Here is a 23,559-nt window from a genome sequence, read left to right as displayed (position 1 = left end):
TTTGGTTGATCATTACAAGCTCTTAGGTTTAGTCAAAACTGAGCGCAAGCGGCATCGAGACAATGCCGCTCGCTCAAAAGAAATCTGGGCTTCTTCTGGTTAAGTTGACACCAATGGGCATTGCCGTGCCCCTACAGGTAGCGCCTGTGCTGCCTTATTGAAATTCGTGTTGAGCTAGAATGTTACACTTTAAGGGTCATAGATCTCCCGATGCCGCCCTATCGTGATCCGATTTTAGAGTTGAGATTGTACCCGCTTGACGGATGAAGAAAATAGGGGTCTTGTTTCACGATTATTGGTGCTACCTTGATTGCCCGCCTAAACTCGTTCAAATAAGCGCTTGATGGTTTATTAAAAGCGCAATTAATCATTGCTCCTGGATAATTTAAACGTTAGAAAGTCCGATGAACAAAACCTGGAATCTTTCTCCGTTAGGACGATATTTTTTCAATGTCTTAGCCCTGACGCTAATTTATATCGCGACTGCCCAAATTTTTAGCCGTCAAAATATTATCCCCTTGATCTGGATTCCCGCCGGAATAAGTCAAGCCGCCTTGATGTTACTGGGGCGCAATCTGTGGCTGGGTGTGGCTTTGGCTGAGTTATCTAGGGCACTATTTATGGGAATTCCGGGAACGGTTGCGATCGCATCCTGTTTAGGCTGTACGATACAAGCTTGGTGGGGTGTGACGTTGGTTCAATCCTGGGAGATGCATCCAGGGTTAAATCGTCGCCGGGATGTGGTCAAATTTCTGGTGGGTATGGTTCTATTATCCTCCCTGGTGAGTCCCACCATTCGTCTGTTGGGTGAAGTTTTGGCGGGGGAATGGGGTGCAGGAGATTGGCTGCGGTGGTGGTTGAGTAATGCGATGGGACTTTTAGTGGTTACGCCTGTACTGTTGACTCAGGGTGATTCGATGATGCAGTTGGGGGATGAGGGAGCAGAGGGAGCAGGGGGAGCAGGGGGAGCAGGGGGAGCAGGGGAAGCAGGGGAAGCAGGGGAAGCAGGGGGAGCAGGGGGAGCAGGGGAAGCAGGGGAAGATAGGGGAGTTATACCGTTCATTCACAATTTGGGTAAGGGCGGGTTTAGTTCTATCTGGGTTAAGTCAGAAACAATGGTAGTGAAACCCGCCCCTACAAGTCATGTTCTAGAGCGAAGCGAAGGATCAGCACTCATCATTCAAGTTGGAGTTTGGCTGATTGGATTGGCAATCGTGAGTGGGTTGGTGTTTGGTGTTTTCTCGATTCCCGCTAATTCCTCGGTTAGTGTAACAGGTGATAGCCTAACGGGTTCTAATCCAATCGGAGTCCAATTTCATCAACAACTTGCCACTCAGTTAAGCAATTTGTTAAATCAGTCTTTCGTTCAAATTGACTTAAAGTATTTGCTATTTCCGTTTATTTTAGGGGCAGCCCTGCAATGGGGTCAACGAATTACCGCATTGGGTATTGGTGTAGTCGCGAGTATCGCCTTTTGGCAACAGGCTGAGAGGTTGGAGTCGTTTAATCGGGTTATCGTTTCCCAAGATGTGTTTATCGCCATCTTCGCTATAACCGCCCTGATTGTCGCTGCTATTGTCAGCGATCGCGCTACGGCTTATCAAGAATTGTGCGATCGCGACACCCAGTCTTGCTATATCGTTGCACATCTGGATCAACAGTTTCAGGAACGAACCGCCGCCTTGAAAGCCGCCAATCGCCAACTCTTAGCCGAAGTGGTAGAACAGAAGCAGATGGAGAAAGCGTTGCGGAAAAATGATCAACGTTTCGCCCTATTGGTTCAACAAACGCCCCTGGCGGTGATTGAATGGAATACTGATGGGCATATTGTTGATTGGAATCCGGCGGCGGAAACCATTTTTGGCTATCGTCGAGACGAAGCCTTAGGTCATCCGTCTACTCTAATTGTACCTCCGGCTGCCCAAGCTCAAATTAAACAAATTAAAGCGAAACTTTGGTATGACAAACAAGTTGCTCGTTCCTGTAATCAGAATATCACGAAAGATGGCAGAACTATTATTTGTGAATGGTATAATACGCCTCTAATTGATAGCCAAGGAAATCTTATCGGTATTGCGTCCATGGCATTGGATATTACTCAACGCCAGCAAACGCAAACGGCATTACGGGAGAGTGAGGAACGGTTTGCCCTAGCGATTCAAGCCAATGATAGCGGACTGTTTGATATTAATTTCAAAACAAAGACCTACTATTATTCGCCCCAATTCCTGCATCTGATTGGTTATCCTGAAAACCGCGATACCCCCAGCTTTGATGAGTTGATGGCGCGGGTTCATCCAGAGGATAAGTCGATGGTAAAAATCAGCATCGATCAACTTTTCATTAGTGAACTCTCGCAATGGAAATTAGAGTTTCGCATGGTTCACTCCAATGGTTCAACCCTTTGGTTTTTATCGCGCGGATTGGTTCTGCGGGATGACAAGGGTAAGGTGACGCGAATTGTCGGGACACATACGGATATTAGCGATCGCAAACAAGCAGAAGCGGCGTTACTCGATAGAGAGGAACAATTCCGTCAACTGGCGGAAAATATCCGGGAAGTGTTCTTTTTAACCACACCCGATTTAAGCCGTATGTTTTATTTAAGTCCCGCCTACGAGGAAGTTTGGGGACGATCCCGCGAAAGTCTTTACGACCAGCCGATGACCTGGTTAGATAATATTCATCCTTATGATCGCGATCGCGTGGCTGAGGCGTTAGGGAAACAACTGCAAGGGGAACAAGACTTTGAACAAGAATACCGCATTTTACGTCCCGACGGGAGTGAACGCTGGGTTTGGGTGCGGACGTTTCGGGTGTTCAACGACAAAGGTAAAATGACCCGTATCGCTGGGATTGCCGAAGATATCACCGAACGCAAGCATTCCGAAGCAGAACTGCGGCGTCAAACCCTACAACGGCAACTCTTTGCCGAAATTACCCTGAAGATTCGCCAATCCTTACAACTCGATGCCATCCTGCAAACAACGGTAACAGAAGTGCGCCGAATTTTGCAAGTGGATCGGGTGGTGATCTACCAACTCAATGATGATGGATTAGGTGTAATCGTGACTGAAGCCGTAGTTCCTGGTTGGACACCGATTCAAGGACAGGAGATTTATGATCCCTGTTTTCGGGAAGGCTACCTGGAGCAATACCGCCAAGGACGCATTCGCGCGATCGAGGATCTCTACCAAGCCGACTTAGAACCCTGTCATATCGAACTTTTACAACCCTTTGGTGTGAGAGCGAATTTAGTCGTTCCCATTCTACAACGAGAGAACCTCTGGGGTCTATTAATTGCCCATCAATGTAGTGGTCCGCGACAGTGGGAAATGTTTGAAATTGAACTGTTGAGTCAACTCGCGGATCAGGTAGGAATTGCCCTCGCCCAGAGTCAACTGTTAGAAGAACAAACCCGAATTAATCAACAATTAGCCGAAAAGAATTTACACCTGGAACAAGCCCGCCAAGAAGCCGAAACCGCCAATCATGCTAAAAGCGAATTCTTGGCAAATATGAGTCATGAACTCCGCACCCCCCTCAACGGCATTTTAGGTTATGTTCAAGTTCTCAAACGCGAACCTCATCCCACCGCCAAGCAGCAGCAGGGACTGAATATTATTCAACAGTGTGGGGAACATCTGTTAACCCTACTCAACGATATTTTAGACCTGTCTAAAATCGAAGCCCGGAAAATGGACTTATGTTTAAGCGAATTTCAGTTCCCCCATTTTCTAGAAGGCATTATCGAAATGGTTCGTATTCGGGCGGACGAAAAAGCCATTGCCTTTCACTATCAACCTGTCTATCCTTTACCTAAAATTGTCCGGGGTGATGAAAAACGATTGCGACAAGTGCTAATTAATTTGTTGGGAAATGCGATTAAATTTACGGATCAGGGGAGTATCACATTTAAAGTGGGTTATACTCCAGCCCAAGAACCAGCGACAGAAACATCCAACACTATGCGCTTTCAAATTGAAGATACCGGAATTGGCATTGCGGCTGAACAATTAACCAATATCTTTTTACCCTTCCATCAAATTGGCGATCGGAATCGCCAGGTGGAAGGAACGGGATTAGGATTAGCGATTAGTCAGCGATTAGTTCAACTCCTTGGCGGTGAACTTCATGTCGAAAGTCATGTTGGTCAAGGGAGTACCTTTTATGTTGATTTAGATTTACCTGCCGTCTCTCCTGATCAAGCAATGGATGTGGTGGAAGACCGAATTATTATTGGGTTTAGCGGTTATCCGCGCAAAATATTGATTGCTGATGATCAATGGCAAAATCGTTCGATTTTAGTCAATTTATTGTTACCCTTAGGATTTGAGGTACTTGAAGCGATAAATGGTGAAGACTGTCTCCAGCAAGCGCAACAAGAACACCCTGACGCAATTTTAATGGATTTGATGATGCCAAAACTCGATGGATTAGAAGCGACTCGACGGATACGAGAAATTCTATCGTTACGGGATACCGTTGTGTTGGCGATTTCAGCCAGCGTTTTTGGAGAAAAACAACAGCAATCTATCGCCGCAGGTTGTAATGATTTTATTGGACAACCTATACAAGCCAAAACTCTCTTTGCTACTTTGCAAAAGCATCTCAATTTAGAGTGGATTTATGAATCAGACAAAGCCCCTAATAGTGCTTACCCTTCAGAAAGACTACCTGATCAAAATGCCGAGGTTTCGATTACTCATTCAAGGATTATTGCACCGCCCCAAAAAGAAATGAATGTTCTTTATGAATTAGCCATGATGGGTGATATTAAAGGGATTATTAAGCAAGCCGATAAACTTGAAAAATTCGAGCCTCGATGGATTCCATTTGCCCAAAAAATACGCCTTTTAGCTAACGGGTTTCAAGAAAAACAAATTCTGGAGTTTGTGAAAAAATATATGCCGGATTAAAGTAATTAATAGTGTTAAGATTGAGGATTAAATATTGAGTGTTGAGTTGTGAATGAATGAAGAACAAGGACTAATGATAAATGACAAAGGACTAATGACTAATGACGGTTGAAGCATCTGATCAAGAGACAATTCTCATTGTTGATGATAATCTCACCAACTCAGAAGTGCTGTTAGATTTTGTGAGTGAGGCAGGATTTCAGGTTATCGTGGCAAGGGATGGTGACAGTGCGATTAAAAAAGCTGAAGTTGAGCATCCCGATATCATTTTGCTGGATGTAATTATGCCGGGAATTGATGGGTTTGAAACCTGTCGGCGTCTGAAAGCTAATCCGGATACCCAAGATATCCCAGTAATTTTTCTCACCGCCCTGTCTCAAACGGCGGTTATTATCAAAGGATTTGAATTAGGCGCGGTTGATTATATTATTAAGCCCACCCAACAGGAAATCGTGTTGGCGCGAGTGAACACCCATCTGACGATTCAAAAGCTACGCCAAAATCTGCAAACCCAAAATCAGCAACTCCAACAGGAGATTCAGCAGCGTCAGGAGGCTGAGGCAAAACTGCAAAAAGCGAATGCTCAACTGAAGCGTTTAGCCACGTTAGATAGTTTAACTCAGGTAGCGAATCGGCATCGATTTGATGAATATTTTAACCAAGTGTGGCGGATTTCCCGACGAGAACAATGGGTATTGTCGTTACTTTTATGTGATGTAGACTATTTTAAACTCTACAATGATACCAAGGGGCATCAAGCTGGAGATGAATGTTTGTATAAGGTGGCGCAAGCGATGAAACAGGTGGTGAAGCGTCCCGCCGATTTAGTCGCCCGCTATGGTGGAGAAGAATTTGCGGTGATTCTACCGAATACTCCAGCCCAAGGCGCGTTACAAGTTGCCAAATTTATTCAGTCGAAGCTGACTCTGTTGGGTTTGACGCATCCGCGATCGCCGATAAAAGATTCTGTCACCTTAAGTGTGGGGGTATCTAGCACTGTTCCTTGTCATCAAACCTCTCCGGAAGCGCTAATAGCGGCGGCGGATCAAGCATTGTATCAGGCAAAAGAAACGGGGCGCGATCGCGCAGTTTTTCTGCCACTGGACGATCCTCACTCTCAGAGTGTATGCTCTATACCTTCACCCTCTCGCTCCTCACCCCAGTGATTGGCTGGGGAAGCAGAGGGAGCAGAGGGAGCTGGGGGAGCTGGGGAAGCAGAGGAGATTGGCAACAATACCCGTATATCTACTCTGGCTTGATTTTGAAGTTGGTGTATCTTCCATCCCAGGCTTATTATCTATTGTTTACCGTTTATGGCACTTCATCAGGGAATGAATCATGAACGATGAACGATAAACTATGAACCAAACTACGTCAGCCCCGATGAATGATGAACATTCTAATCAAGGCGTCATCGTTATTGTCGATGATACTCCTCATAATCTCGGTGTCCTCTTTGACTTTTTAACTGATTCTGGCTTCAGAGTTTTGGTGGCGCAGGATGGGCAAAGCGCTCTGCAAAAAGTCGAGTATGCCAAACCCGATCTCATCTTACTGGATGTGATGATGCCAGGGATTGATGGCTTTGAAACCTGTCGTCGCCTGAAAGCGAATCCAGCCACACGGGATATCCCGGTGCTGTTTCTCAGTGCGCTGTCTGATGCGGTGGATAAGGTTAAAGGATTGAATCTAGGAGCGGTAGATTTCATCACCAAACCCGTACAGCAGGAAGAAGTCAAAGCTAGAGTAACAACCCATCTGGCACTCCGGAACCTGCAAAAGCGGCTAGAGGAGCAAAATCTGCAACTCCAAGCCGAAATACAAGAACGACAACGGGCAGAAGCATCCCTGCGTCAAGCGGAAGAGAAATATCGCAGTATCTTTGAACGAGCCACCGAGGGCATTTTCCAAGCCACCCCTGAGGGACGCTATATCACTGCGAATCCAGCCCTAGCTAAAATTTTAGGCTATACCTCCCCCGAAGACCTCATGGAACAGGCGAGGAATATTGGAGAACAACTTTATGTTGAACCCACACGCCAGGAAGAGTTAGCTGCTTTAATTCAGCGCTACGATACCTTATCCGACTTTCAGTCTCAGGTTTATCGGAAAGATGGCAGCATTATTTGGATTGTGGAAAATATCGATACGGTTAAAGATGAAGCGGGTAAACTCCTCTACTACGAAGGAACGGTATCTGATATTACCGAACAAAAACAAGCTGAAGTTGCCCTCACTCGTGCCCGCAAACGTTCCGAACTCCTGCTATTGAATATCTTACCTCAACCCGTAGCAGAGATGTTGAAGCGGGGTCAACGCACGATCGCGGAGAGTTTTAAAGGGGTGACGATTATGTTTGCCGATCTGGTAAATTTTACCAAGTTTTCCACGCAAACCTCACCGACTCAACTAGTCGAACTGCTGAACCAGATTTTCTCCAAATTTGACCGACTCGTCGAGGAACATGGCGTGGAAAAAATTAAAACGATTGGCGATGCGTATATGGTGGCGGCGGGACTCCCTCGGCGGCGTCTGGATCATGCTCAGGCGATCGCGCAGATGGCGTTAGAGATGCAGCGAGCCATTGATGAATTTAATCACGAAACCGGAGAAAATTTTCGCCTCAGGATTGGTATCAATAGTGGTCCTGTTGTCGCGGGTGTGATTGGCATTAAAAAGTTTAGCTACGATTTGTGGGGTGACACTGTGAATACGGCTAGCCGCATGGAGTCTCATGGCTTACCCGGTCAGATTCAGGTAACACAGGCGACTTATGGATTGCTCAAGGATGAATACGAGTTTGAGGAACGCGGTGTGATTCAGATTAAAGGTAAGGGAGAAATGACAACCTATTGGCTGCGGGGTAAAAAAATTCAGTAGACCGATTCTGTATTTAGTGTTGAAATGATTCAAATCAAAACTGAAAACACTAGATATAGGATACATCTACCTTAAATCTTAGACTGAACCCGTCAGCTAGGCGGAAAATTTTTGGCGTTGGAGAATGACAAATCCGCGATCGCACTGATGTTTCGCTTTGATAAGTGATCATGAAAATATGACCCAGCCCCATCAACCTGTGCTAATATCTGGAATAATATTCACTTTATTTCGATCTCCTAATGAGCAAGGTTCTGGTGTTAAACGCCTCCTACGAACCGCTCAATGTCACCAATTGGCGACGAGCGGTTGTTTTGATGCTCAAAGGCAAAGCGGAACAGATTGAACACAATGGTAAATATGTCTATCCAGAGTTACCGCTTCCCACAGTTATTCGCTTGCGCCATTATGTTCGGGTTCCTTACAAAGAAATTCCCTTAACCCGCCGCAATATCCTCTATCGTGATAGTCATTCTTGTCAATACTGCGGATACACGGGAGATGATTTAACCCTCGATCATGTGCTTCCGCGTTCTCGACACGGGGGAGATTCTTGGGAAAACATTGTCACCGCCTGTGTACGGTGTAATGTAAAAAAAGGCAACCGAACGCCCAAGGAAGCTAACATGATATTGCGACATCAACCCCGCAGACCCTATAGCAGTTTGCACTTTGAGGTGGCTAAACAGGTCAAAGGTGGAGTCCATCAGGAATGGCGAAAGTATGTGATTGGTGTTTAAGAACCCTGAAAAAATTGATTTTCAGATATTGGGTTATAAGGTATAAGAGTGGGTTTCAATACCCATGCAATCACCAGCCACTATCCCAGGGGCAATTGGTGTAAAACTATGACGGCTGAATACCTTGCCCACGATGGAATCCAACTCACTTAAATCTGTTAATAATAACGCTCTACCCCCTAAAGCATCACCTTCGGATGGGAGTGCGGCGGCTTCACACCAACAGAAAACGTCCCCAAAAAATCCCAAGAACAGCAGTAACAATACCCGTGAACCTCGGCAGCGTTTTGATGCATCCCAAGCCAAAATAGGAGAACTGCAACAGGTTTTAGATCGTCACAGTTCAGAACGCCAGCTTATTGTCATTCAAGATTTCCCTGATCCTGATGCTCTATCGAGTGCTTGGGCTTACCAGTTAATTGCCCAACAATACAATATTCAATGTGACATTGTATATGCCGGAACTTTGTCTCATCAGGAAAACATTGCCTTGGTCAAGTTGACCAACTTACCCGCTAAGCGCTGGGGAATTCAGACATTGAAGGATCGGGATTTCTCCGTGTATCAAGGTTGTGTTCTGGTGGATAATCAGGGAACCACAACCCAATTAATGCCCTTTGTCAAACAAGCGGGTGTCCCCATTGTCGTCCTGATTGACCATCACAACCCTCAGGATAATCTGGAGGCAGAATTTACCGATTTACGCCCTCAGACAAGGGCAACGGCTACGATCCTCAGCCAATACCTACAAACTGGGTTACTCAAGCTGGATAGTAGCATTAGTACCCATGTTAAGTGTGCTACAGCACTAATGCACGGTCTACGTGTTGATACCGATCGCTTGATGCGGGCGACGGAAGAAGATTTCCTAGCGGCGGCGTATTTGAGTCGTTTCTATGACGTACAGTTACTCAATGCTGTCCTGCAAACCGCGCGATCGCGACGAGTCATGGATGTGATTGAGCGATCGCTGAAAAATCGCATTGTCCAGAATAATTTCTCGATGGCGGGGGTAGGCTATTTACGGTACGATGACCGGGATGCAATTCCCCAAGCCGCTGACTTTTTGGTCACTGAAGAAAATGTCCATACGGCTGTCGTATACGGGATTGTTCACAACGAAGACGAAGAAGTCGAAGTCGTGATTGGTTCCTTGAGAACCAGTAAAATCACCCTTGATCCCGACGAATTTATTAAAGAAGCCTTTGGTCAAGACAATCAGGGACGATTCTTTGGTGGCGGGCGCATGACCGCTGGTGGCTTTGAAATCCCCATTGGCTTCTTAGGTGGCTTTAATGACAATACCGAATACACCAAGCTTAAATGGGAAGTTTTCGATATTCAAATCAAGCAAAAACTGTGGCGCTTAGTTAATCCCAAAGATAATGTGATTCACGCCGATTAAAATCTTAATTTTCAGGAAAAAATAAAAAACGGATGACAATAAAACTTTACCTGATCCGTCATGGTATCGCTGCCGATCGCGAAGACTATGCCAACGATGAAGATCGTCCCCTAACCAGCAAAGGACGCAAGAGAACCACCAAAGTCGCCAAGCAACTGCGCGATCGCGGTTTGCAGTTTGACCAAATATTAACCAGTCCATTAGTCCGAGCGCTAGAAACCGCCGCGATTCTCCAAGACGTAGGTTTAGGTGAGCAACTCAACGAATTTCCCAGCCTTGCGCCTGATGAGGATATCCATACCTGGGTTAACTGGCTACAGGAATGGCGTCAAAATCGAAACGGTACAGGCTGTTTGGCGTTAGTGGGTCATCAACCGGATTTAGGCAATTGGGCAGAACTGCTAGTCTGGGGAGAAGCACAAGAAAAACTCGTCCTCAAGAAAGCGGGCGTTATTGGGTTAAACCTGAAAGAAACAGGAGTTCCCCTGGGGCAAAGTGAGCTATTTTTGCTAACCTCTCCAAAATGGCTAATCTAAGCGATCCTTAAGAATTTTTGTAACACACACTACTAATCTTCCAGTTTCTGGTAAGTTAGCCTGAGAACACTTCAAATGTCTCTACTCCGGAAACGGAAGCGCCCTTCACCGGGCAAGCGATGGTGGAGGCTCCCGCGCTCTTTAGCCGGGGGAGGATGTCAACGGGCAACTAAACAACCCATATTGTAGAGGTTAAAAGCACGAATCTATGACTGTCTGCGAGTATAAACCAGGTTTAGAAGGCATTCCCGCTGCCCAATCCAGTATCAGCTATGTTGATGGCAAAAAGGGAATATTAGAGTATCGCGGTATTCGGATTGAAGAACTCGCTACAAAAAGCACGTTCCTAGAAACCGCCTATCTGCTCATTTGGGGTGAGCTACCAACCAAGGAGGAGCTAAAAGCGTTTGAAACGGAAATTCGTTATCATCGACGGATTAAATATCGGATTCAGGACATGATGAAATGTTTCCCGGAAACCGGACATCCGATGGATGCACTGCAAGCCTCTGCAGCAGCATTGGGTCTTTTTTACTCAAAACGCGCTCTCCCCGCTCCTAGTTATATCCGGGAAGCCGTTGTCCGCCTGTTGGCGAAAATCCCGACAATGGTGGCAGCATTTAAGCTGATGCGGAAGGGGAATAACCCGGTAAAGCCGAACGATAATTTAGACTATTCGGCTAATTTCCTGTATATGCTCACCGAGCAAGAACCTGATCCCCTAGAGGCTCACGTCTTTGATGTTTGCTTAACCCTCCATGCGGAACATACGATGAATGCGTCTACGTTCTCAGCCATGGTGACGGCTTCGACGTTAACTGACCCCTATGCGGTAATCGCATCCGCCGTCGGTACCCTCGCTGGTCCTTTGCATGGGGGGGCGAATGAAGAAGTGATTTCGATGCTCGAAGAAATTGGTTCGGTGGAAAATGTGCGTCCTTATCTAGAGGATTGTTTACAGCGCAAGGCAAAAATCATGGGATTTGGTCACCGCGTCTATAAGGTGAAAGATCCGCGAGCAACGATTCTTCAGAATTTAGCCGAACAATTGTTTGATAAGTTTGGTTCCGATAAATACTACGAAATTGCCTTGGAGTTAGAACAGGCGGTTGAGGAAAAACTGGGATATAAAGGCATTTACGCGAATGTAGATTTCTATTCCGGTTTGGTTTATCGGAAACTGGGTATTCCCACCGACTTGTTTACCCCGATATTCGCGATCGCACGGGTAGCCGGTTGGCTGGCGCACTGGAAGGAACAGCTCGGAGAAAACCGGATTTTCCGACCCACCCAAATTTATACTGGCGATCACAACGTCGCTTATGTTCCTATCCAGGAACGGACATCGCAAATTCCCTTAGTGTAAAACAGGTGATCGCTTCTCCCAAAAACTCAAGTGAAAGGAGGAGCGATCAGTCGTTACTAGCGATGATTTGGTGGAGACAGTAAACGGAAGAGGATGATATCTTTCACTCCCAGATAAATAACCAGGAAATTCAATAAAACATAGCTAAACTGCAATATAGGGTCAAGTCGCCATCCTTGGAAAAGGAGAATAAAACCCGTCACAAACAAAATGAAAGGGGCAATGATTGCTTGAATGATATAAAGAACTATTCCCGTAACCCCGATATCTCTTCTCCTCGCGATGGGTAGAGCAATAGACAGAGCTAAGTAGGCTATAGATAAAAATATATCCAGAAGTCCTAAAAGTGATGCAGAGTTAAAACCGAAATTAACCATAATTCACTATTGATCCATCGCTGTATTTTTCTGAGCATAGTTGAGATTCTCCTGATACTCGACAACCTTTTGCTGGGCAAGGCTATGTTGAGGATGGGAAGGAGGTACAGCATCCATGAGTGCGATCGCGTCTTGCCAATGACTCACCACGATGTCCCATTCTTCTGGGGTTTGCGCCGATTGAGTCAGTGTCGCTGCACGCATGGCTTGATTCACAGCGTTCTGAAATGGTTTAGGTTGAGAAGATAGCGTGGGCGAAGGCGAACTCGGTGAGGATGAAATACCGGATTGAGGTTGATCGACTGAAGTGGAAACAGAGTGATCAGAGGAGTTATCTAAAGGTTCTATCGTAGGCTGTTCTATTTCCTTGACACTGAAGGATATTGACTCGGCTTGTACAGGTATAATCGATTTTCCGAGGGGCAGTGATAAATAAGCATAAATACTGATCGCCCCTAAAGGAATCAATGCTAGGAGCATCAGGGGTTTTGCCCCCCATTGAGCCAATACCTTGAAAACATTAGTTTTGGGTTTCAAGGGTTCGAGTTCATCCCGCAAATCGATGACTTCCATCCAAGAGGGGGCGGGTTGTCCAACCTGTTTACCATACATTTGCACAGAGGCGATCGATGGGACTCGTAAGTGGGTCATTAGTTTGCGGACAATCATCACCGATAATTTTTGGTCAGGGACTTGAACCGCTTTCAGGAGTACCAACAGACAATTCCCTTTCAGTGCGGCTTGGGCAGTAATATTGCGATCTTGTAGCACATAATTCATCACCGAGAGAATCGCTGCATCATTACCCTGTTTCGCTAATTCCAGAAGATTGGTTTGGGTCATAACCACCTTTTGATGTAAAACGCTGAAAACTTAATATTTTCTATATATTCTTCCAAGATGCCTTGTTTGCTCTGATTCAGCAAGGGGAAGACTATAGAGACTGAGCTAGCTACGTCTAGAAGCAGTGGCAGAAGTAACAATCATCAAAAATAATCATGAAGACCATAGAAGGCGATCGCATAAAAGTTGCCTGTTGTCACCGCCATACTCGCCTGAGATGGAGAACAAATCCAGGGAGTACATCCTCAGCCGACAACTCAGTGGGATTGTCTAACACCTCAACATCCACTCCTGGTTGATAAATTTCTACCAGTCGGTTCTGCGGGTCAATTAACCACCCCAATCTCGCCCCATTGTCCATATACAGCACTTTCCTCTGCGATGAGGTACAACATCAATCTAGCAGTTTGAGGGATAGCGGGCTAATACTGTACTCCATAAGAGCGCGAAGCGCTGTATTCTCGCATTTTGGCTTGGAGTTTGCTCAGGCTGTCTGATTCGCCAGAGCGATCGCCTCAAATTGTTCGGGGCTGACGTACAGTGCGATCGCACGGGGCAGTTCAAGAGATAGGGTTTCCATTTCGCTGGGGGATTGTACCATCGTTGCTTCGCGATCGGGGTTCAGTAAGGATCTAATTTAATTGTCATCGCCTATTCGCTGCAATCAACTTAAATTCTCGCTTGTCTTGGCTAAGGGGATCACCTCGAACGATATACTAGGCAGTGAGGCTGTCAAAAAAACTTCACAAATCAAACCGATAGCATAATTTGATACGGTAAGTGTCAAATTACCTCAGTAAATATCACGTAGCTGCCAAGATGAACGCAGGAATTGACCTTCAAGGAAGTTTTATTGAATCGCTTAAAGATTTTGGCATCCCCAGTGGTGCAGCCAAGGCGATGTGGATGCCCCTGCCGATGTTCCTGATGATTATCGGTGCCACCGTGGGTGTCCTTGTCATAGTCTGGCTGGAACGAAAAATTTCTGCTGCGGCTCAACAGCGGATTGGTCCGGAATATGCTGGACCTCTGGGTGTTCTGCAAGCCGTCGCCGATGGTCTCAAGTTGGTGTTTAAGGAAGATATCGTCCCTGCCAAAGCAGATCGATGGCTATTTACTCTCGGACCCATACTCGTCGTCATCCCCGTCTTTTTGTCGTACCTGATTGTCCCCTTTGGACAGAACCTGATTATTACTAACGTAGGACTGGGGATATTTCTCTGGATTGCCCTGTCGAGTATTCAGCCCATTGGTTTGCTGATGTCAGGCTATGCCTCCAATAACAAGTATTCCCTACTTGGGGGGTTAAGAGCAGCTGCCCAGTCGATTAGTTACGAAATTCCCCTGGCGCTGGCAGTATTAGCCGTGGTGATGATGTCCAATAGCTTAAGTACCATCGATATTGTGGAACAGCAATCCGGGTATGGCATCTTAGGCTGGAATATTTGGCGTCAACCCGTTGGCTTTTTGATTTTTTGGATTGCTGCATTAGCCGAATGTGAGCGACTTCCCTTTGACCTACCCGAAGCCGAGGAGGAATTGGTTGCTGGCTATCAAACCGAATATGCTGGCATGAAATTTGGTTTGTTTTATATCGGCTCTTACGTTAACCTAATCCTTTCTGCCATATTAGTAGCGGTGCTGTACTTAGGCGGCTGGGAATTCCCGATTCCCCTTGACCGATTAGCCACTTGGTTAGGTGTAAGTGAAACCAGTTCCTGGTTACAGGTAATTACCGCTTCTCTGGGAATTACCATGACCTTACTCAAAGCTTACTTTCTCCTCTTTATTGCGGTTCTGCTGCGCTGGACAGTTCCCCGTGTACGGATTGACCAACTCCTAAATTTAGGCTGGAAGTTCCTTTTACCGATTGGATTAGTGAATCTGCTGTTAACAGCCGCTCTGAAACTCACCTTTCCCGTTGCGTTCGGGGGTTGATTGTTGATTATTCATTGGTCATGCTTAAAAACAAATGACCAATGACCAAAGACAAATGACGAATGACGAATGACGAATAACAAATTATGCTCAAGTTCCTCAAACAAGTTGGCGATTACGCCAAAGAAACAGCTCAAGCTGCCCGTTATATTGGTCAAGGTTTATCCGTAACCTTCGACCACATGCAGCGCCGTCCTGTTACCGTGCAGTATCCTTATGAAAAACTGATTCCCTCTGAACGGTATCGGGGTCGGATTCACTTTGAATTTGACAAGTGTATTTCTTGCGAAGTCTGTGTGCGAGTTTGCCCGATTAATCTGCCAGTGGTAGACTACGAATTCGATAGAGCCAGTAAGAAAAAGAATCTCAAGCACTATAGTATTGACTTCGGGGTTTGTATTTTCTGCGCGAACTGCATTGAATACTGTCCCACCAACTGTCTGTCGGCGACAGAAGAGTATGAAATGTCTACCTACGATCGCCACGAACTCAACTATGATAATGTGGCGATGGGACGCCTGCCGTACAAGGTGACTCAAGACCCGATGGTCACACCGTTACGGGAGTTGGCTTACCTACCCAAAGGAGTCACAGATCCCCACGATTTACCGCCAGGTTCTCGACGTGCTGGTTTGCGTCCGGAAGAAATTGTCGAGCAAATGGAACCGACTAAAGAAGAAGAAACAGCGAAGAATGCTTAACGCTGATCCCACGGAGTCTTTTTCCGTGGGATTAATCTGTCATTTTAACTAGAGTGCAAGGAGTGAAGGTACAGTGGATCTAGCCCAAGGGGTTCAGTTTGTTTCATTTGCAATTTTGTCGGTGATGATGATTGGGTCAGCCTTAGGCGTTGTCCTACTCAATAACATCGTTTATTCGGCATTTTTACTCGGTGGTGTCTTCATTAGTATGGCGGGGTTTTACCTGTTGCTCAATGCTGATTTTGTCGCCGCCGCGCAAATCTTGGTTTATGTGGGTGCAGTGAATGTACTAATTTTGTTTGCCATTATGTTGGTGAACAAGCGAGAAGATTTTAAACCTATTGCAAATAGTTGGATTCGTCAAGGTGTAACCGCTCTGGTTTGCCTGGGATTATTTGCCTTGCTGGGGACGATGATATTAGCGACACCTTGGTCTATCTATTCAGGTACGGCGGTTCTCGGTGAAGAATCAGTGGTGGAGATTGGTAAGCATTTCTTCAGTGACTTTTTACTGCCATTTGAACTCGCCTCGGTACTGTTATTGATGGCGATGGTGGGAGCGATTATTTTGGCACGTCGCGATTTTATTCCAGAGAGTTTAGTGCCTCGCGATACATCAGAAACCGAGTTTTCTACCTTGCCAGAACGCCAGCGTCAGTTGGCGTCTGTCGGCGGAGAGTCTCAAAAAAGCACCCGATAAAACCTATTGGGGCGGGAATAGGGGCGAGTGTAGGGGCGGGTGTAGGGGCGGGTTTAGCCTTTCAATAGACTTTGTGACTGATAAGTGATCAACAAAACCCGCCCAACTGGGTTACCGATAAGTGATCAACAAAACCCGCCCAACTGTCGGTAAGGAAAGGGTTATGCTTTTAATGAACTTTGTTACCGATAACTGAATCAACAAAAACCGCCCAACTGTCAAACATCAAACATTAAACGTTAATTCATGGAACTCCAACTTCAATATTTTTTACTGCTAGCGGCCGCTTTGTTTTGCCTTGGTATCTATGGCTTGATTACCAGCCGCAATGCTGTGCGCGTATTAATGTCAATTGAACTGCTGTTAAATGCGGTCAATTTGAATTTAATGGGGTTTTCTAATTTTATTGACCCTGTGGGAATTAAAGGTCAGGTTTTTACCGTGTTTGTAATTACGGTAGCGGCGGCTGAAGCGGCGGTTGGGTTAGCAATTGTGCTTTCGATTTATCGCAATCGCGACACGATTGATATGGAGCAGTTTAATTTGCTCAAGTGGTAAGCTTTAGCCTGAAGTTTAGCCTAAAACTAAAGTTCTGGCTCAAAGCTGAAACCCGTTAAAACGGGTTCAATCCGGGGAAGCCGGGGGAGAAGAAATTAGGGGTTGCTGAATAAGTATTGGGGAGATGGCGTGAGGGGGAGATGGGGTGAGAGGGTGAGGGGGTGATGAGGGAAACAGTAGTGATTTTCGTCTCGCTATAAGTGCAAGCTTTTCAGCCATCCAGGAGGGGTGGATTGCACTTATAGTCGGCTTTAAACCTCCTCTAACTCTTGATGGCTCAGGGTTTCCGGGTTGTGCAGTAAACCCCAATTAAATTTAGAGCTGATCCGAAAAAAGTAGGGCGTAGTAGGCTGGCAAGCTTAAAGTTGTGGGTAAAATTTTTCTGGACCGCTACCCTCATAAGGGTTTGAGAAAATAGTTGACCACCGTTTTAAGCTTACCAAGCTAGTAGGGTGGGCAATGCCCACCAGCCTCAAGGAGCGTGCCATTGGACTTAAGAGCTAAATGGCGCTGACTCCCATAGCCTGGAAAAGTCGGTAGGGGGCGGCGCGAGTTTTATTTCGTTCAGAAGCCGTTGTTGTTTCCAACTAATCCGATTTAACCCAGTCGGTAGGGGGTGAGTGCGCAGGAAGTCGATTCAGAGAGCTTTTTGTTTCCAACTAATCCGATTTAACCCAGTCGGTAGGGAGTTCGTCTGGCAGCCCTTGCCCAGTAAAGGTTTCAGGCGTCAAATCTACACACCTGTCGAAACTATAACATATCTTGCCAAAAATTGCTTTAAACACACGCCTCAAACCCTCTCTGTGTAAGCCATCGACACACCTCAACGAAAAATATAGAGTTTGAGCGATTGGGCGAGGTGTGTAGATGAACCGCTGAAAACTGCCCTCAAACCTAGATAACATAAGAGTTTGGTGAAGGTTGGGGTGCTTCGCCTCCGATAAATAACACTCTTGACACCGATTTCTGAGATATCCCCTAAAATCGCCCATCATCCTCCCCTGGTTTAACTACCTTTCTCACAACGCCAGATTTTAATCGTTTTATCCATACCGCCACTCACAAGTGTCTCACCATCTGGGCTAAAGGCAACAGCATACACTTCCCAAGTATGCCCATTCAAGGTAGCAAGGGTTTGCCTATCATACAGTTGCCAAATCTTAATCGTTTTATCCATACTACCACTGGCTAAGGTGTATCCATCGGGACTAAATGCTAATGTCCGTACTCGTTGAGTATGACCCCTGAGAGTACCGAGTTCCCGTCTTTCCCCTACCTGCCATAATGTAATTGTGCCATCGCTTTTTCCTGTAGCCAAAAGTTGCCCATCGGGACTAAAAGCGACGGAATAGAAAAAGCCGAAACGTAACTGGCTATGACCAAAACTATACTGTTCTACCCCTGTACTCTTATGCCATAATTTCACCGTTCCATCCCCACTAACACTGGCAATATTTTCTCCATCGGGACTGATGGCAATTCCATTAATATAGGAGGTATGTCCTGTAAGCGTTTGTAATTCCCTACCCTGTTGGATATGCCATAACTTAATCGTGCCATCATTGCTACCACTGGCTAATATCTGCCCATCGGGACTAATGGCGAGGGAACTAATCCATTTTTTATGACCAGTTAGGGTTAAAATAATTTGTCCATTTTCTACCTGCCAAAGTTTGATCCTTTGGTCATAACTTCCTGTGGCTAGATATTGGCTATCAGGCGTGAATGCGACAGCACACACTCGTTCAAGATGACCATTTAGAGTATGATACTCTCGCCCTTCTGGTAACTGCCATAACATCGCCGTGGCGTCTGCACTACCGCTGGCAAGAATTAAACCATCGGGACTAATGGCTACCGCTTCTACCGAACCCCAATGTCCATCGAGAGTTTGCACAACTTGCCAATTGGTTAAGGGTGGATGAGAGGGGGGCTGGAGGATGAGAGGATGTGCCGGAGTCCGTGCGATCGCGCTTTGATTTCCTGTTCCCTGAAGTGCTGACAGGGCAATTGATTGGGGCGATAGCGATGGTGTGGGGAGTTGAGCTAGCGAAATCGAGGGGAGTTGATTTAAATCCCGCAGAACTTCAGCGACGGATTGATAACGGTGATTGGTGGCTCGTTTCAGGAGTTTATCTAAAATATAGGCTAATTCATCACTAATCGAATTAGTTTTTAAGCAACGCCGCCATATCCATATATCTTCACCCGTATCAAACAATTGTTCAGGAACTACCTGGGTGAGTAAATGAATACAACTGACACCCAAACTATACAAATCGCTGGCAAAAATGGCTTTTCCTTTAGCTTGTTCTGGAGCGATATAGTCCGGTGTCCCCACAGTCGTTCCCGTTTTTACTGTACCAATGGCATGTTTAGCCGCACCAAAATCAACTAAAACTAAATTACCCTTGATCACTCCTGCTTCAGTTTCCGCTGTATCCCCAGTATAAATATGCCGACGACGAATAATATTTTCTGGCTTAATATCTCGATGAATCACAGAACGCGAGTGAATAAACTCAAGTATCGAGAGCAAATCTCGCAACATCTCCCGAATCTGCTGTTCGTTAAATACCCCTTCCTTTGCCAGGATTTGGGCTAAATTTTGCCCATCAATAAATTCTTGGACTAAATATTGGCGATTATCCTGGGTAAAATGAGCCAGCAATTCCGGAATCTGGGAATGTTTCCCTAACTCATCCAGGCGCACGGCTTCTCGTTCAAATAATTCTGTGGCTTTCCGGACATCGCTTGTCCCCTGGTAGAGAGGAAAAAACTGCTTAATCACGCATTGGGGTTTCGAGGGTTTATCCTCATCCACCGCTAAAAACGTTTTGCCAAACCCCCCTTGTCCAATCAATCCCAGACTGCGGTAACGTTCTCGCAGCAACAGCTTAGAACCACAACGTTGGCAAAACCGCATCCCATCCGGGTTTTGGGGGCGATCGCAGTGAGGATTGAGACAATAGCTCATCAGCCAGAGGAATATAGAGGTATTCGTCTCTATTTTGGCTTGATCAGGGCGCATTGCTTATAATAAATGAACATAACTATGTACATCAGCTTATGCTTCCCTACGAAATCACATCCCCAACAGAGGCACGAAATGGCTTTTTTCAGTTATTAGAACAGGTAGTACAAAATCATCAGATCTATATCATAAACCGCCGTGATGGTGAAAATGTTGCTTTGATTTCAGAGTCTGATTTAACCAGTTTAGTTGAAACTGTTTATCTATTTAGATCACCTGCCAATGCTCGTCGGTTATTGGATGCTATAGAGGAGTCTAAAGCCGGAAAAATTAAACCTCAAACGATTGAAGAACTTGAGCAGGAGTTAGGGATTGAGCAAGAAAAAGAAAAAGAAATCTGAATCTGAACAGAGTAAACCAGTAGTCGTTACTCGAATTCCTGGTTTTAGCTCTCAATTCAAAGAAGATTTAGCCTGGTGGTTTAAGCACGATTTTCAGAAAGCCTCAAAAATATTGGATTTAGTTACGGCTGTCATGCAAGATCCTTTTGCTGGAATTGGTAAACCTGAACCTTTGAAGTATATGGAAGCAAATATATGGTCACGGCGCATTGACCTAGAGCATCGACTTGTCTATCGAGTTGAAAATCTTCAGATTGATTTTTTAGGGTGTAGGTATCATTATGAATAACTAATCGCTCAACTCACCTGCTATCCTGCTATATCATTTCCGATTATTTCTCCAATTTCATAACATTTCACTTCAAACACCTCCACCTCCAATTCCTCTGCGTTACTCTGCGCTTCCCTCCGCGTCCCTGGAGCGTTAAAATATAATCCCAATACCCCCATCATTAACACCGCCAAATTATAATCGTCTTATCCGAACTCCCACTCACCACAGTCTTGCGATCCGGACTGATCGCCACAGAATACACCGCACTGTTATGCCCTTTCAGAATATCAATAATTTTTCCTGTACTTAACTGCCAAAGCCGAACCGTCTCATCCGAACTCCCACTCACCAGAACCTTCCCATCTCGACTCATAGCCAGTGAATTAACCGAACCAAAATTCCCCGACAAGGTACTCATTTCTTTACCCGTTCCCAAATACCAAAGCTTAATCATTTGATCCGAACTGCCACTGGCAATCATTTTACCATCAGGACTAAATACCAGTGACTTAACCGCCGCTTTATGCCCACTCAACGTCATTATCAATTGACCTGTGGTTAAATCCCAAACCTTAATCGTCTTATCCTCACTCCCACTGACAAGAATCTGACCCTTGGGACTAATCGCCACGGCGTTAACTCGCCCTAGCCAATCGGAATGCTGAATTGATAAAGGAACTTCTTTGCCAATTTCCAGATTCCACAGTTTAATTGTTCGATCATCACTTCCACTAATTAAACGTTGCCCATCTCGACTAAAGCCAATGGATTTAACTGAACTCGAATGTCCCATGAGGGTATGGAGTGCCTTTCCCCTGTCTAACGCCCACACTTTAATCGTATAATCGTTATTACCACAGGCAAGCCATTTCCCATCGGGGCTAAACGCAATTGATTTTACGCCATTAAACCAGGCAAAATTTTTAGCCAGAATCCCCATCTCCTGACCCGTTTTTAATTGCCAGAGTCGAAGGGTTTGGTCATCACTTCCACTGGCAAAAATCTCTCCCTGGGGACTAATCGCCACTGCATTAACCTTACCCGAATGAGTAGTTAAGGTTTGTACACAATGCCAGTGTTGAGCAATTAAACCAGACTCGGTGCGAGTTTCCAGTGTGGTTAGTCCCGTCCATACATCTTGCAGGGAATTACTAATCTGATGAATATTTTTGCCCACTCCCTGAAGTCCAGCGTCGAGTTCATGTCTTAACATTGCCAGGGAAAGATATGAGGGTTCTGGTGTTTCTGGGGCGTTTTGGGGCGGTGAGGATAATCGATTTTTGTCTTTAATATCTTGCAGTTTATAGAGTGTCGTCTGAAGTTGAACAATTGTCTCCTTAAGTTGTTCAATCTGTTGGTGTCGCTGGCAATTTACCTGTTGCGCGTTGGTTTCCAGGTGAGAGACTTGCTGGTTCAGGGGTTCAAGGTAGTCATACCATTTCGCGATCGCGTCTTTTAGTTGTCCAAGCTGTAATCCTTGATTAGTAACCTGTGGCGTTAACGTGTCGAGTTGAGTTTTCAGGGGCTCAAGCTGTTGCTGAACTTCGGCAATAATCGCATCATGCTGTTGCTGGTTGGCGGCGTTAAATTCAGCAAATCGCTGTTGAGTTTGGCTATCCAGGCGAATTAGTTCCTGGTTGAGGGTGTCGATGAGGGGGTTAATATAAGCCAGAATTCCTTCGGCTTGCAGATGTTGTAATGCGTGTAATTGATCCAGTTGGGTTTGGGTTTGGCGATCGCGCTGTTGGGTTGTCTCGTCGAGTTGAGTCAGATGCAGCTGCAGAGGATGGATGAGTTGATAGATGTGGGCGATAATTTCCGCGTGTTGTTGCTGATTCGCGCTATTGAATTGTTCCAGTTGATCTTGGCTGCGGCTATCCAGTTGAATCAGTTGTTGATTCAGGGGTTCGATTAGCTGATGAATTTTCGCGATCGTCGCCTTATACTGTTGAGCGTTAATATCCTTGAGGTGATCGATACGCTCCTGAGTCTGGATATCCAGTTGAGAGAATTGCTCGTGAATCGGTTCTAGATTTTGATACACCTGCGCGATCGCAGTATCCTGGTGCTGGCGGTTGAGTTGATGCAGACGTTGGCGATTCAGGACATTTACCCCCAGAGTAAAGGTTAAGGGGGTAGCGGCGTAGATAACTTGCTGAGTCGCGGCTGCGATCGCGGTTCCCAAAAATGAACCCCCGATACAAACATATTCGGTAATATCGAGCCAGTGGCGTTGGGTCATGGCTGTCCTGGTGGCTAGTTGTCCCTGATTATCTTAATTATCTATCATCGCTCGAATTTTGGATTATAGTTGTTCCTGGAGAACTCTGTAGAAAAGGGACAAAAGATACCCGCCAACAGTATTCTCAAGTTCTTGGCTTATAGCTAAAGTACATCTTAATGGACTAAAACTCTGATCCAGTCAGCTTTATGGGAGCAACAACTACTGTTTTTCCCTCAAATGCTGAAATTAAGCGATTTTTAGAGGATCAAGGGCGAGGACAGGATTGGGTAGAACTTGTCGCCGATGAGGATGCTAAATATGATGTCTATGACATGATTAATTTATCGAGTCCCCGTCAGGTAGAAATTATGCTTTATAAACTACCCAGACCTGCTCACGCGGAGGTCTGGGTTTTCAGTAGCCCTGAAGCTATCAAACAAGTTAAGCTGAACGAATCTCTCCGTTCTGTTTAACTTGCACGATAACCCCGTGCCTCCAGGCTGGTTTATAGACAGCCCCACAAGTGCAATATTATTGGCTCCATTAAAGTCGGCATCTCCATGCCAGCCACAATGCCCACATTTGAAAGTCTTGCCACTTGGCGTAAGACTTTCGCTCTACATTGCTAGTGTAGTATAAAACTGGGATAGAGTTGTATAACTTATCGGTTATGTATGCGTGCGTCTCGCAACTTTTTTAGTTTTGGAGTAAATCAACGCAATA

At 45.7% G+C, this 23,559-nt stretch carries 19 protein-coding genes and 2 pseudogenes; 14 read left to right on the top strand and 7 right to left on the bottom strand.

The features are described 5' to 3' along the window. Positions 1-404: 404 nt before the first annotated feature. From RIG27_RS03385 to RIG27_RS03375, 3 genes are all read left to right on the top strand, one after another. A complete protein-coding gene (locus RIG27_RS03385) occupies positions 405-4,919 on the top strand; it encodes a PAS domain S-box protein (RefSeq protein ID WP_446342434.1) in 4,515 nt (1,504 codons plus the stop codon). 101 nt (positions 4,920-5,020) lie between these two features. Further along, positions 5,021-6,085 (top strand): diguanylate cyclase domain-containing protein, encoded by a 1,065-nt coding sequence (locus RIG27_RS03380; RefSeq protein ID WP_446342432.1) that lies wholly within the window; start codon positions 5,021-5,023, stop codon positions 6,083-6,085. Between the two features lie 193 nt (positions 6,086-6,278). Continuing rightward, complete coding sequence (locus tag RIG27_RS03375) at positions 6,279-7,799, top strand: adenylate/guanylate cyclase domain-containing protein (protein WP_446342430.1); 1,521 nt, start codon at positions 6,279-6,281, stop codon at positions 7,797-7,799. A 49-nt stretch (positions 7,800-7,848) separates the two neighbouring features. Here RIG27_RS03375 and RIG27_RS03370 read toward each other — a convergent pair whose 3' ends face one another. Then, positions 7,849-7,971: a hypothetical protein gene (locus RIG27_RS03370; RefSeq protein WP_446342428.1), complete on the bottom strand. Its 123-nt coding sequence runs from the start codon at positions 7,969-7,971 to the stop codon at positions 7,849-7,851. A 70-nt stretch (positions 7,972-8,041) separates the two neighbouring features. Between RIG27_RS03370 and RIG27_RS03365 the strand changes: the two genes are divergently transcribed. From RIG27_RS03365 to RIG27_RS03350, 4 genes are all read left to right on the top strand, one after another. Next, the gene (locus tag RIG27_RS03365; protein ID WP_446342426.1) at positions 8,042-8,539 is read left to right on the top strand and encodes an HNH endonuclease; all 498 of its coding nucleotides are present in this window, start codon (positions 8,042-8,044) and stop codon (positions 8,537-8,539) included. A gap of 133 nt (positions 8,540-8,672) precedes the next feature. Beyond that, positions 8,673-9,944 (top strand): DHH family phosphoesterase, encoded by a 1,272-nt coding sequence (locus tag RIG27_RS03360; RefSeq protein WP_446342424.1) that lies wholly within the window; start codon positions 8,673-8,675, stop codon positions 9,942-9,944. A gap of 32 nt (positions 9,945-9,976) precedes the next feature. Next, positions 9,977-10,480, top strand: a complete 504-nt coding sequence (gene sixA, locus RIG27_RS03355; protein ID WP_446342422.1) for a phosphohistidine phosphatase SixA — start codon at positions 9,977-9,979, stop codon at positions 10,478-10,480. A 208-nt stretch (positions 10,481-10,688) separates the two neighbouring features. Further along, a complete protein-coding gene (locus RIG27_RS03350) occupies positions 10,689-11,846 on the top strand; it encodes a citrate synthase (protein ID WP_446342420.1) in 1,158 nt (385 codons plus the stop codon). Between the two features lie 56 nt (positions 11,847-11,902). Here the strand turns inward: RIG27_RS03350 and RIG27_RS03345 are convergent, their stop codons facing one another. The 3 genes and pseudogenes from RIG27_RS03345 to RIG27_RS03335 all read right to left on the bottom strand — a co-directional run. After that, entirely contained in the window at positions 11,903-12,223 is a 321-nt protein-coding gene (locus tag RIG27_RS03345; protein ID WP_044210357.1) for a hypothetical protein, read from the bottom strand. A 6-nt stretch (positions 12,224-12,229) separates the two neighbouring features. After that, positions 12,230-13,066 (bottom strand): hypothetical protein, encoded by an 837-nt coding sequence (locus RIG27_RS03340; protein ID WP_446342418.1) that lies wholly within the window; start codon positions 13,064-13,066, stop codon positions 12,230-12,232. Positions 13,067-13,262: 196 nt separating this feature from the next. Next, positions 13,263-13,430 (bottom strand): annotated as a pseudogene (locus tag RIG27_RS03335) (Uma2 family endonuclease); the annotation flags it as partial. Positions 13,431-13,885: 455 nt separating this feature from the next. On the opposite strand from RIG27_RS03335, the gene nuoH reads away from it, so the two are divergent. The 4 genes from nuoH to nuoK all read left to right on the top strand — a co-directional run bounded on the left by nuoH (position 13,886) and on the right by nuoK (position 16,963). Beyond that, positions 13,886-15,004, top strand: coding sequence for an NADH-quinone oxidoreductase subunit NuoH (gene nuoH / locus RIG27_RS03330; protein WP_446342438.1), 1,119 nt, complete (start codon positions 13,886-13,888; stop codon positions 15,002-15,004). 86 nt (positions 15,005-15,090) lie between these two features. After that, positions 15,091-15,705: an NAD(P)H-quinone oxidoreductase subunit I gene (gene ndhI / locus RIG27_RS03325; protein ID WP_446342416.1), complete on the top strand. Its 615-nt coding sequence runs from the start codon at positions 15,091-15,093 to the stop codon at positions 15,703-15,705. A gap of 73 nt (positions 15,706-15,778) precedes the next feature. Then, entirely contained in the window at positions 15,779-16,405 is a 627-nt protein-coding gene (locus tag RIG27_RS03320) for an NADH-quinone oxidoreductase subunit J (RefSeq protein WP_446342414.1), read from the top strand. 246 nt (positions 16,406-16,651) lie between these two features. Next, positions 16,652-16,963 carry an NADH-quinone oxidoreductase subunit NuoK gene (gene nuoK / locus RIG27_RS03315; protein ID WP_446342412.1) on the top strand — a complete coding sequence of 104 codons (312 nt, stop codon included), beginning with the start codon at positions 16,652-16,654 and terminating at the stop codon, positions 16,961-16,963. A 1,006-nt stretch (positions 16,964-17,969) separates the two neighbouring features. Here nuoK and RIG27_RS03310 read toward each other — a convergent pair. Further along, positions 17,970-19,940 carry a protein kinase domain-containing protein gene (locus RIG27_RS03310; protein ID WP_446342436.1) on the bottom strand — a complete coding sequence of 657 codons (1,971 nt, stop codon included), beginning with the start codon at positions 19,938-19,940 and terminating at the stop codon, positions 17,970-17,972. 92 nt (positions 19,941-20,032) lie between these two features. Between RIG27_RS03310 and RIG27_RS03305 the strand changes: the two genes are divergently transcribed. Both RIG27_RS03305 and RIG27_RS03300 read left to right on the top strand, forming a co-directional pair. Beyond that, positions 20,033-20,338 carry a type II toxin-antitoxin system Phd/YefM family antitoxin gene (locus tag RIG27_RS03305; RefSeq protein WP_446342410.1) on the top strand — a complete coding sequence of 102 codons (306 nt, stop codon included), beginning with the start codon at positions 20,033-20,035 and terminating at the stop codon, positions 20,336-20,338. Further along, complete coding sequence (locus RIG27_RS03300; RefSeq protein ID WP_446342408.1) at positions 20,310-20,627, top strand: Txe/YoeB family addiction module toxin; 318 nt, start codon at positions 20,310-20,312, stop codon at positions 20,625-20,627. The genes RIG27_RS03305 and RIG27_RS03300 overlap by 29 nt, the downstream gene beginning before the upstream one ends. A gap of 163 nt (positions 20,628-20,790) precedes the next feature. Here the strand turns inward: RIG27_RS03300 and RIG27_RS03295 are convergent, their stop codons facing one another. Further along, complete coding sequence (locus RIG27_RS03295; RefSeq protein ID WP_446342406.1) at positions 20,791-22,854, bottom strand: hypothetical protein; 2,064 nt, start codon at positions 22,852-22,854, stop codon at positions 20,791-20,793. Positions 22,855-23,042: 188 nt separating this feature from the next. On the opposite strand from RIG27_RS03295, the gene RIG27_RS03290 reads away from it, so the two are divergent. Beyond that, positions 23,043-23,309, top strand: coding sequence for a hypothetical protein (locus RIG27_RS03290; protein ID WP_446342404.1), 267 nt, complete (start codon positions 23,043-23,045; stop codon positions 23,307-23,309). On the opposite strand, the pseudogene RIG27_RS03285 reads toward RIG27_RS03290, so the two are convergent. After that, positions 23,217-23,435 (bottom strand): annotated as a pseudogene (locus RIG27_RS03285) (RNA-guided endonuclease InsQ/TnpB family protein); the annotation flags it as partial. The gene RIG27_RS03290 and the pseudogene RIG27_RS03285 sit on opposite strands and share 93 nt — an antisense overlap. Positions 23,436-23,559: the final 124 nt, after the last annotated feature.

The sequence above is a fragment of the Coleofasciculus sp. F4-SAH-05 genome, from assembly GCF_040222985.1.
Lineage (GTDB): Bacteria > Cyanobacteriota > Cyanobacteriia > Cyanobacteriales > Coleofasciculaceae > Coleofasciculus > Coleofasciculus chthonoplastes.
Note: the sequence above shows the minus strand (reverse complement) of the source record. Positions and strands in the feature narration are given on the sequence as shown.